This window comes from Enterobacter ludwigii (genome assembly GCA_023023105.1).
Taxonomy (GTDB): Bacteria; Pseudomonadota; Gammaproteobacteria; order Enterobacterales; family Enterobacteriaceae; genus Enterobacter; species Enterobacter adelaidei.
The window spans coordinates 555,686-565,085 of the sequence record CP083824.1; the positions used below are offsets into that span (position 1 = coordinate 555,686).

Below are 9,400 nucleotides of genomic sequence, written 5' to 3' on the forward strand. Positions count from 1 at the left end.
ACTCCTTTAAATTCCGTCACGTTCCAGTGGGCAGCTCATGCAGCGCGCGCCGCCGCGACCGCGTCCGAGTTCGTCACCTGGGATCGGCAGCACGGTTATGCCGGCTTTGTCGTATTTCTCGTTGGTCCAGACGTTGCGCTCGTAGCCAATCACCACGCCCGGGCGGATGGTCAGAACGTTATTGGCGTCGTTCCACTGCTCGCGCTCGGCCTCAAAGGCGTCGCCGCCAGTGGTGATCAGGCGCACCTGGTTAATGCCGAGGGCTTTTTCGATGGCGTGGAGCAGGTCGGTTTCCTGAGTACGCAGCAGACCGCCGCGTCCGTCCGGGGTGAGCGTCCAGCACTGGGCATCTTTGCGCACCACTTCCGGGTAGACGGAGAAGGTGTCCACGTCGATGTGGGTCATCACGGTGTCGAGGTGCATGCAGGAGCGGTGTTTTGGCAATTCAACGGCGATCACGCGCTCGGCCTGGCGGTGTTTGAACAGGCTATTAGCAAGGAATTCCACACCCTGTGGCGTTGTGCGCTCTGACATGCCGATTAATACCGCGCCGCGTCCAATCACTAATACATCGCCACCTTCTAATGTCGCGTGATCGTAATTAATATTCTCGTCGCCGAAATATTTAATAAAATCACCGTCGGCAAACGCAGGATGCCAGCGATATATGGCCCGCAGGTTATTGGTTTCACGCTGGCGAGCCGGTTTGGCCATTGGGTTAATGGACACGCCGTTATAAATCCAGCAGGAAGTATCGCGGGTAAATAAATGGTTAGGCAGCGGCTTCATAATAAAATCATTCGCCGTGTGGGTATCCACCACCATATTTTTAATGGCTGCCGGAATTTCACCGTAGGTTAATCCGCCGCTTAACCGGCGCGCCAGTTCACGGTGCGGCATATCCGCCAGCCAGCCGCGCACATCACCTGCAAAGGTTGGCCCGAGGCGGTAGTCAGAGATTTGGGTTTCGAGAAGCCAGGCTTTTGCTTCTGCAATATCAAGCGTTTGAGTAAGAAGGTCGGTCAACAGCAGGACTTCCACACCCTGCTCGCGCAGTGTGTTTGCGAAAATATCGTGCTCTTCACCCGCCCGTTCAACCGAGAGCACATCATCGAAGAGTAATTCCTGACAGTTCGACGGCGTTAAACGTTTCAGACTTAAATTTGGACGGTGCAGCATAACGCTACGCAATTGACCAATTTCAGAACCGACATAATGCTTTTCCATAATTATTCCTTTAACTGTTTTTCAGAATAAAAAGGGCATGCGCCATGTGATGTGATTATTTCCATGGCGGCTAAGCTCAATTGATTTCGAGGTTCATACTAGGCGGTTAAATAATCCGTATTGTGATATTGCTCACGTGAAACCGGATATTAAGCGGTTTGTTTTCATTTGCATGATTCGCATCAGATAATGATTAATTGGATATAATTGCCGGGTGAATAGCTAAGCAGGATACGCTGGGGTTATTTGGAGTTGTTATTATTTTGTGGAATTTAATCATTTGAAATATTTTGTTATCATGTTGATTTTAAAAGAATAAAAATCATTAACGGAATGACTATGCAGTATTAGCAATTAACTATTTTCAACTTAAGGAAAATCAATAAATAATTATGGAATTTAATAGCAAATTATCAAAATGATAAAGTGTGAGCCCGGAGAGAGTTTTGTTGTTAACGCCATACGATCAATGAGTTAGCGATAGGGCGAGACCACGAAGATCTGAGGTTATGCATAACGACTGCATAAATGCCTGTGAGGGCTTAACAGCAAATTAACACATTTCCCGATAAACATGCGCTGGCGCAAAACCTGTCGTGAAAGCGGTGGTATGGCAGTCAGAATTCTCGTATAAAAGATTAAAGTGAAACGATGTTTTATATTGAGGGTTTGTTTATGATTATCGGCAACATCCACCATCTGCAATCCTGGCTCCCTGACGAATTGCGCCAGGCCATTGAGCACGTTAAAGCCCACGTCACCGACGCCACTCCGCTCGGCAAGCACGATATCGACGGCAACAACCTGTTTTATCTGGTCTCGGAAGACATGACCCAGCCGTTCGCCGAGCGCCGCGCCGAGTACCACGCACGCTATCTGGACATCCAGATCATTATGAAGGGGCAAGAAGGGATGACCTTCAGCGCCCTGCCGCACGGTACACCGGACACAGACTGGCTGGCGGATAAAGACATCGCGTTTCTGCCGGAAGGTGAGCAGGAGAAAACCGTGGTGCTGAGCGAAGGGGATTTTGTGGTGTTCTGGCCGGGCGAAGTGCACAAGCCGCTTTGCGCGGTGGGGGCGCCTGCTAAGGTGCGAAAAGTCGTTGTGAAGATGCTGGTGGAGTAAGACCCCCTCCCTGGGTTTTGTACGCCGGGTAAGCGCAGCGCCACCCGGCAAGAAGATCGTACCGAATCAGTATCATTGTCAGTACGTCGTTTGGCTCATTTCGTGGTAGCCAGATTTCTTGAAAAATCCGCATTTGAAACCGACTGTACCTTCCACAAGTTGTTTTCTTTAACCATGCAGTCTATGACTACGTGGTCCTGCTTTTTACCGAATGCAATGTATACGTTGACACAGACTGGATCGGTATCCCCAGCTATGGCTGTTACATTCTGCGGCCAGTCATCGCCGACGTATTGCGCTTTTAAAAATATATCTGCCTCGTAAAACTCTTCGTCTGCATAGCGAGGATCCTGCGCGTGACGGAGTTTTTTCATTGTTGATGCTGTGACATATTTATCTATTTCGTTTCCATCAGTGATCGGAAATGCATCTTTGTTGATTTGATTAACGTACCAGCTGTTAAATTTAACCGCACGCTCAATCGGATCAGAATGACCAGCCATCGCAGAGAAAGAAAATATGAAGAGAAGCGGTAAGATATTTTTCATATCAGTAGTGCCTGTAAAGGGTGATTTTTGGCTGTATCTTCCGATATGTCGGACCGGGATAAAGGCTGTTCTGTTTAAAGTCTGAATACCAGGTACCCGATCCGTCGTAGATACATACATGCCCGTTCTGATGCGCACCAGGTAATGCGTCAATGACTGCAACATCACCCTCAATAAGGAAATATTACGCCTTTAATATACAATGTTTTGTAATTGATAATGAGTTAATATTAACCATTATCTATCCAATAAATAATGGCTAATAAAATCATAAATACATATTATGGTTGATGTGTATCTGTGGGAAGTGTCAGGAAAATAAATTTTTTATGCCAATAGACCGGAAATGATTATCTGCTGAAAATTAATTCAGCAGATAATCACCATTTCAAAGTGAGAGAGCGGATCACTCCCCAAGCGTCGCCACCATCACCGCCTTAATCGTATGCATCCGGTTCTCCGCCTGGTCGAACACGATGCTGGCCGCCGACTCAAACACCTCGTCCGTCACCTCCATCCCGCCGTGCAGGTCGAACTCTTTCGCCATCTGCTTGCCGAGCGTGGTCTGGTCGTCATGGAATGCCGGCAGACAGTGCAGGAACTTCACGTCCGGGTTGCCGGTCAGCGCCATCATCTGGCTGTTCACCTGATAGCTCCGCAGCAGCGCAATACGCTCCGCCCACTTCTCTTTGGCTTCGCCCATCGACACCCAGACGTCGGTATAGATGAAGTCCGCCCCCTTCACGCCTGCCGCCACGTCTTCCGTCAGGGTGATTTTCCCGCCGTTCTTCGCGGCCAGCGCGCTGCACTCCGCCACCAGGCTCGCTTCCGGCCAGCAGGCTTTCGGGGCCACCAGACGCAGATCCAGCCCGGTCAGCGCTGCGGCTTCGAGCATCGAGTTGCCCATGTTGTTGCGCGCGTCGCCTGCATAAACCAGCGTCATCTCGTTAAACGCCTTGCCCGGCAGGTGCTCCTGCATGGTCAGCAGGTCCGCCAGCAGCTGGGTGGGGTGGAACTCGTTGGTCAGCCCGTTCCACACCGGCACGCCCGCATACTGCGCCAGCGTCTCGACGACTTCCTGGCCGTGGCCGCGATACTGAATGCCGTCGTACATCCGCCCGAGCACGCGCGCGGTGTCCTTAATTGACTCTTTATGCCCAATCTGGCTGCCGCTCGGCCCTAAATACGTGACGCGCGCGCCCTGGTCAAATGCGGCAACTTCGAAAGAGCATCGTGTACGGGTTGAGTCTTTTTCGAAGATGAGCGCGATGTTTTTACCGGTAAGCTTTTGTACTTCCTTGCCATTTTTTTTATCTGCTTTGAGCTGTGCGGCAAGGGTCAGCAGAGAAGTGAACTGTGCAGGGGTAAAGTCGAGCAATTTCAGAAAGTGTTTCTTGTACAAATCAGACATTTTATCCTCACATGGCGAACGCCACTTATTGAATATAAATTCACTTTATATGTGTAATTATTCATTTGCAACCCCATTTCACAAATCTTTCCAACAAAGGTGGAGGCAAACACGTCCGTGTGTGAAAATAGAAGTATCTGCCGCACTTTAAAGAGGATTGAGCCATGGCAAACCCGGAACACCTGGAAGAGCAACGCGAAGAGACGCGTCTGATTATTGAAGAGCTGCTGGAAGACGGTAGCGATCCGGACGCGCTGTACACCATCGAGCACCATTTCTCTGCGGATGATTTCGACGCGCTGGAAAAAATGGCGGTGGAAGCCTTCAAATTGGGTTACGAAGTGACCGAGCCGGAAGAGCTGGAAGTGGAAGAGGGCGACACCGTCATCTGCTGCGATATCCTGAGCGAAGGCGCGCTGAAGGCGGAGCTGATCGACGCGCAGGTTGAACAGCTGATGAACCTGGCCGAGAAGTTCGACGTGGAATACGACGGATGGGGAACCTACTTCGAAGATCCAAACGGTGAAGACGGCGAAGAAGGCGACGACGAAGATTATATCGACGAAGACGACGACGGCGTGCGTCACTAATAGCGTTCAAGCGGCAGTGCATGCTGCCGCTTTCAAGGTTTAAACATGGATTACCCGCAGATACTCGCCCCCGTACTCAACTTCCTTCAGTGCCCGACCCCGCAAGCATGGATTGATAAAGCCCGCGACCCGGCGAACCTGCCGCTGCTGCTCACCGACCATATGGTGTGCGAGCTCAAGGCCGCCCAGACCGCGCTGCTGCTGGTGCGTAAATACGTTGCCGACGAAAGCGGTGCCGACGCGCTGCTCGACTGGCTCAAACCCTACGAACTGTTCACCTTCCGCGACGGCCCGGAGCCGGATTTCATCGCCCTGCACAAGCAGATTGGCAAAAGCGTGATGCCCAAAACCGACGACCCGTGGGGCCAGGCGCTTATCGACAGCATGGTGCTGCTGATCAAAGAGGAGCTGCACCACTTCTGGCAGGTGCGCGAGGTGATGCTGGCGCGCGACATTCCGTACGTCAAAATCACCGCCAGCCGCTACGCCAAAGGGATGCTGAAGGAAGTGCGCACCCACGAACCGCTGACGCTGATCGACAAGCTCATCTGCGGCGCGTACATCGAAGCCCGCTCCTGCGAGCGCTTCGCCGCGCTGGCCCCCTTCCTCGACGATGATTTGCAGAAGTTCTACCTCTCGCTGCTGCGCTCGGAAGCGCGCCATTATCAGGACTACCTGACGCTGGCCCAGCAGGTGAGCGACGACGATATCTCACCCCGCATAAAGCTTTTTGGCGAAATTGAAGCCACACTTATCTCGACACCGGACCACGAGTTTCGCTTCCACAGCGGCGTGCCGGTGTAAACCGGCATAGCTAAAGGATAAGGATGCGAGATGAATAAAACGTGGACCCGTATTGTCATTGTCGTCATCGCGGCCGCCGCCGTGGCGTTCTGGGTGTATTTCGACAAACAGCGTATGCAGCGCACCCCCGAACAGCAGCTTGATACCACCCTCAACACGATGCCCGCCTGGCAGGTGATTAAAGAGCAGGAGCCTGCGTTCCAGAAACGCATCCGCGAGCAGATCCTCACCATGCAGAAAGCGGGCGAGTCTGAACAGCACATTATCGACGTCATCCAGCCGCAGATTTTGACCCTGCAGATGTCACGCCTGCAGCATGCTCCGGACGCCAACGTGGTGGAATATATGAAGGTCAACATGGAGCAGACTGCCGCCATCCAAAAGGTGAGCGACGACGCCTGTTTCCGCTTCCTGTACCCGGCGGTGAAAGGCGGCGTCAACCCGATGCGCGTGCTCGATCAACAGATGATGTCCCGCCGTATGCAGGCCGACGCCGACATGATGCGCGCAGCCTACGGCAAAAACAGCCACACCGTGACCCCGGCCGAACGCGAGGCGGCAGTCGAGGATGTGCGGCCTATTATGAAGGAACTTGCCGATAAGTACGGCGAGGACATCCAACTGCTGGAGATGCCGGATAAGGCGGTGGGCAAAGAGAAGCTCTCCTGCGATATGGTGCAGGAGATGTGGGCCAAGGTGCTGGCGCTGCCGGAGCAGAAGGCGGCAAGGGTGATTCGGCTGGCGGTTTCGGAGCTGGATTGATGAAGGGCGCTGGTTTTTTGGGCACTTAGCGCGGGTTTAGCGCGTCGCCGCTTGCATGGCGGCGCGCGACAGGTATAATCCACAACGTTTCCGCATCCCCTTCAGTGCCGAAGTGGCGAAATCGGTAGACGCAGTTGATTCAAAATCAACCGTAGAAATACGTGCCGGTTCGAGTCCGGCCTTCGGCACCATCGGAACATCAATAGACGTCAACGGACGTCTTTTTTTGTGCCTGAAATCCAGTATCCGCAAGGCTTTCCTCGCTTTTTCACTCAACCTAAGTCAACCTGATTCAATCTACATCAACTTACTGATGCGGGTATAACTGCGGGTATATCCCGGTTCGATAATAATTGTACCCACACAGAACCCTTGAAAGGATATTCATCATGGCTCTGAGTGATGTGAAGGTTCGTTCGGCTAAGCCCGAAGCAAAAGCCTATAAACTGGCTGATGGTGAAGGCATGGTTTTGCTGGTTCACCCTAACGGTTCTAAATACTGGCGACTTCGTTATCGCTTTGGTGGTAAAGAGAAAATGCTGGCGCTGGGTAAATACCCCGAAGTGTCATTAGCTGATGCCAGAAATCGTCGGGATGAAGCCCGTAAGTTGTTAGCTAAGGGCGTCGATCCTAGTGAGAACAAGAAAGCTGTTAAGGTGGAGCAGGAACAAGAGGCGATAACGTTTGAAGTTGTTGCAAGAGACTGGCACGCCAGCAATCAGAAGTGGTCTGCATCACATAGCGCTCGTGTATTGAAAAGTCTCGAAGATAATCTCTTTGCTACCATCGGTAAGCAGAACATTGCGGAGCTTAAGACTCGGGATCTTCTTGTACCCATCAAAGCGGTGGAGTCATCCGGGCGACTCGAAGTCGCTGCTCGTTTGCAACAGCGAACTACCGCGATTATGCGCTTTGCTGTGCAGAGCGGTTTAATCGACTACAACCCTGCACAAGAAATTGCCGGGGCGGTTGCTACGGTGAAAAGACAGCATCGTGCGGCTTTGGGGCTTAACCGCATACCTGAATTACTTCATCGCATTGATCACTATTCCGGAAGACCATTAACCCGACTTGCTATCGAACTTACCTTGTTAGTCTTTATCCGTTCAAGCGAACTGCGTTTTGCTCGCTGGTCTGAAGTAGATTTTGAAACGGCTATGTGGACGATTCCGGGCGAGCGTGAACCCTTAGAAGGTGTTAAGCATTCTCAGCGTGGTTCGAAGATGCGTACGCCTCATCTTGTTCCCTTGTCGCGTCAAGCTCTCGCCATTTTGGAAAAGATCAAAAGCCTGAGTGGAAACCGTGAGCTGATCTTCGTTGGTGATCACGATCCGCGTAAGCCGATGAGTGAAAACACAGTTAATAAATCACTACGAGTCATGGGCTACGATACGAAGGTTGAAGTATGTGGTCATGGTTTCAGAACAATGGCTTGTAGTTCATTAATTGAGTCGGGATTGTGGTCAAGAGATGCGGTAGAGCGGCAGATGAGTCACCAGGAACGTAACTCTGTGCGTGCGGCTTACATTCATAAGGCGGAGCATTTGGGGGAGAGGAGGTTGATGTTGCAATGGTGGGCTGATTATCTTGATGCTAATCGGGAGAAGGCGGTGAGTCCGTTTGATTTTGGGAAACTAGAGTCTACACGGTAGTAACGGCTGTCTTGAGGATAAATTTCTGCTGAGGATTAAGTACTCTGAGCAAAGCCTGCCGCCTTGTGGTGGCAGGCATAGAGCTAAAGTTTTTTATTTTTTTGATACAACCTAGGTAACGCATTGGAACTACTTGATAAAATTTTCTTCGGTTAGAATGAGTGCATCATCCTCTACGGGTACTGTATTTTTTAGGAATAACAATGGCTGTTAATCAGGCGAAAATTTTTGAACATCTCGAACAACTGGTTGAAAACCCTGAGCAAGACGAATTTATCTACGGCTTTTTAACTGCTTTTGAGTTCCCTAAAGCTACGTTGAGTCTCATCCGGCAAGGCGGGGCGCGGAATGTTGCGAAAGAGCCTGGACATGTTGGGTTAAAAAATAAGCTCTATTACCAGCCAGTAGCCGATAGCGATGATATCGAATCAGTTTTTGGTAATGCTGCCAACTTACTGATTTAGTGTATGATGGTGATTTTAAGGAGCTTGCGTGGCTTCCATTTCCATCAGATGTCCTTCCTGCTCCGCTACTGAAGGCGTGGTGCGTAACGGCAAAAGCACTGCCGGACATCAGCGCTATCTCTGCTCTCATTGCCGTAAAACATGGCAACTACAGTTCACTTACACCGCCTCTCAGCCCGGTACGCACCAGAAAATCATTGATATGGCCATGAATGGCGTCGGATGTCGCGCCAGTGCACGCATTATGGGCGTTGGCCTCAACACGGTTTTACGTCACTTAAAAAACTCAGGCCGCAGTCGGTAACCTCGCGCATACAACCGGGCAGTGATGGGATTGTCTGCGCTGAAATGGACGAACAGTGGGGCTACGTCGGTGCTAAATCACGTCAGCGCTGGCTGTTTTACGCGTATGACAGGATACGGAGGGCGGTTGTGGCGCACGTCTTCGGTGAACGCACTCTGGCCACACTGGAGCGTCTTCTGAGCCTGCTGTCGGCCTTTGAGGTCGTGGTATGGATGACGGATGGCTGGCCGCTGTATGAACCCCGCCTGAAGGGAAAGCTGCACGTTATCAGCAAGCGTTACACTCAGCGCATTGAGCGACATAACCTGAATCTGAGACAACATCTGGCAAGGCTGGGACGGAAGTCACTGTCGTTCTCAAAATCGGTGGAGCTGCATGACAAGGTCATCGGGCATTATCTGAACATAAAACACTATCAGTAAGTTGGAGTCATTACCTTGCATTTTTGCAAATGCCATGATATTAAACTGTCCGCTTTTATATTCTTAACGCTAACCGCGCAAAGCGGTC

At 51.3% G+C, this 9,400-nt stretch carries 11 protein-coding genes and 1 tRNA gene; 8 read left to right on the forward strand and 4 right to left on the reverse strand.

Annotated features, from left to right (window positions below):
* Nucleotides 1-6: 6 nt before the first annotated feature.
* A complete protein-coding gene (gene arcA, locus LCD46_02610) occupies nt 7-1,227 on the reverse strand; it encodes an arginine deiminase (GenBank protein ID UOY71252.1) in 1,221 nt (406 codons plus the stop codon).
* 675 nt (nt 1,228-1,902) lie between these two features.
* Here arcA and LCD46_02615 point away from each other — a divergent pair.
* Entirely contained in the window at nt 1,903-2,355 is a 453-nt protein-coding gene (locus LCD46_02615; GenBank protein ID UOY72876.1) for a YhcH/YjgK/YiaL family protein, read from the forward strand.
* Between the two features lie 95 nt (nt 2,356-2,450).
* On the opposite strand, the gene LCD46_02620 is transcribed toward LCD46_02615, so the two are convergent.
* The 3 genes from LCD46_02620 to LCD46_02630 all read right to left on the reverse strand — a co-directional run bounded on the left by LCD46_02620 (nt 2,451) and on the right by LCD46_02630 (nt 4,379).
* A complete protein-coding gene (locus LCD46_02620) occupies nt 2,451-2,903 on the reverse strand; it encodes a DUF3828 domain-containing protein (protein UOY71253.1) in 453 nt (150 codons plus the stop codon).
* 406 nt (nt 2,904-3,309) lie between these two features.
* Entirely contained in the window at nt 3,310-4,314 is a 1,005-nt protein-coding gene (gene argF / locus LCD46_02625; protein ID UOY71254.1) for an ornithine carbamoyltransferase, read from the reverse strand.
* Nucleotides 4,284-4,379, reverse strand: a complete 96-nt coding sequence (locus LCD46_02630) for a hypothetical protein (GenBank protein UOY72877.1) — start codon at nt 4,377-4,379, stop codon at nt 4,284-4,286. The genes argF and LCD46_02630 overlap by 31 nt, the downstream gene beginning before the upstream one ends.
* Before the next feature lie 99 nt (nt 4,380-4,478).
* Between LCD46_02630 and rraB the strand changes: the two genes are divergently transcribed.
* The 7 genes from rraB (at nt 4,479) to LCD46_02665 (ending at nt 9,312) form a co-directional block, all read left to right on the forward strand.
* Nucleotides 4,479-4,904, forward strand: coding sequence for a ribonuclease E inhibitor RraB (rraB, locus tag LCD46_02635; GenBank protein UOY71255.1), 426 nt, complete (start codon nt 4,479-4,481; stop codon nt 4,902-4,904).
* A gap of 45 nt (nt 4,905-4,949) precedes the next feature.
* A complete protein-coding gene (miaE, locus tag LCD46_02640) occupies nt 4,950-5,708 on the forward strand; it encodes a tRNA isopentenyl-2-thiomethyl-A-37 hydroxylase MiaE (protein ID UOY71256.1) in 759 nt (252 codons plus the stop codon).
* 30 nt (nt 5,709-5,738) lie between these two features.
* Nucleotides 5,739-6,470: a topoisomerase II gene (locus tag LCD46_02645; protein ID UOY71257.1), complete on the forward strand. Its 732-nt coding sequence runs from the start codon at nt 5,739-5,741 to the stop codon at nt 6,468-6,470.
* A gap of 106 nt (nt 6,471-6,576) precedes the next feature.
* Nucleotides 6,577-6,661, forward strand: a tRNA-Leu gene (locus LCD46_02650).
* A 198-nt stretch (nt 6,662-6,859) separates the two neighbouring features.
* Entirely contained in the window at nt 6,860-8,122 is a 1,263-nt protein-coding gene (locus LCD46_02655; protein ID UOY71258.1) for an integrase arm-type DNA-binding domain-containing protein, read from the forward strand.
* 203 nt (nt 8,123-8,325) lie between these two features.
* Complete coding sequence (locus LCD46_02660; protein ID UOY71259.1) at nt 8,326-8,586, forward strand: hypothetical protein; 261 nt, start codon at nt 8,326-8,328, stop codon at nt 8,584-8,586.
* Nucleotides 8,587-8,614: 28 nt separating this feature from the next.
* Nucleotides 8,615-9,312 (forward strand): IS1 family transposase gene (locus LCD46_02665; GenBank protein ID UOY71260.1). Its coding sequence is split into 2 segments (ribosomal slippage): nt 8,615-8,864 and nt 8,864-9,312, totalling 699 coding nucleotides; the frame shifts between segments, so codons are not numbered across the junction.
* Nucleotides 9,313-9,400 lie beyond the last annotated feature (88 nt).

What these genes read in the sequence shown, in the direction of transcription:
- arcA (UOY71252.1), bottom strand. Translation starts at nt 1,227, where the DNA reads ATGGAAAAGCATTATGTCGGTTCTGAAATTGGTCAATTGCGTAGCGTT.
- argF (UOY71254.1), bottom strand. Translation starts at nt 4,314, where the DNA reads ATGTCTGATTTGTACAAGAAACACTTTCTGAAATTGCTCGACTTTACC.
- LCD46_02630 (UOY72877.1), bottom strand. Translation starts at nt 4,379, where the DNA reads ATGAATAATTACACATATAAAGTGAATTTATATTCAATAAGTGGCGTT.
- rraB (UOY71255.1), top strand. Translation starts at nt 4,479, where the DNA reads ATGGCAAACCCGGAACACCTGGAAGAGCAACGCGAAGAGACGCGTCTG.
- LCD46_02615 (UOY72876.1), top strand. Translation starts at nt 1,903, where the DNA reads ATGATTATCGGCAACATCCACCATCTGCAATCCTGGCTCCCTGACGAA.
- LCD46_02645 (UOY71257.1), top strand. Translation starts at nt 5,739, where the DNA reads ATGAATAAAACGTGGACCCGTATTGTCATTGTCGTCATCGCGGCCGCC.
- LCD46_02655 (UOY71258.1), top strand. Translation starts at nt 6,860, where the DNA reads ATGGCTCTGAGTGATGTGAAGGTTCGTTCGGCTAAGCCCGAAGCAAAA.
- LCD46_02660 (UOY71259.1), top strand. Translation starts at nt 8,326, where the DNA reads ATGGCTGTTAATCAGGCGAAAATTTTTGAACATCTCGAACAACTGGTT.
- miaE (UOY71256.1), top strand. Translation starts at nt 4,950, where the DNA reads ATGGATTACCCGCAGATACTCGCCCCCGTACTCAACTTCCTTCAGTGC.
- LCD46_02620 (UOY71253.1), bottom strand. Translation starts at nt 2,903, where the DNA reads ATGAAAAATATCTTACCGCTTCTCTTCATATTTTCTTTCTCTGCGATG.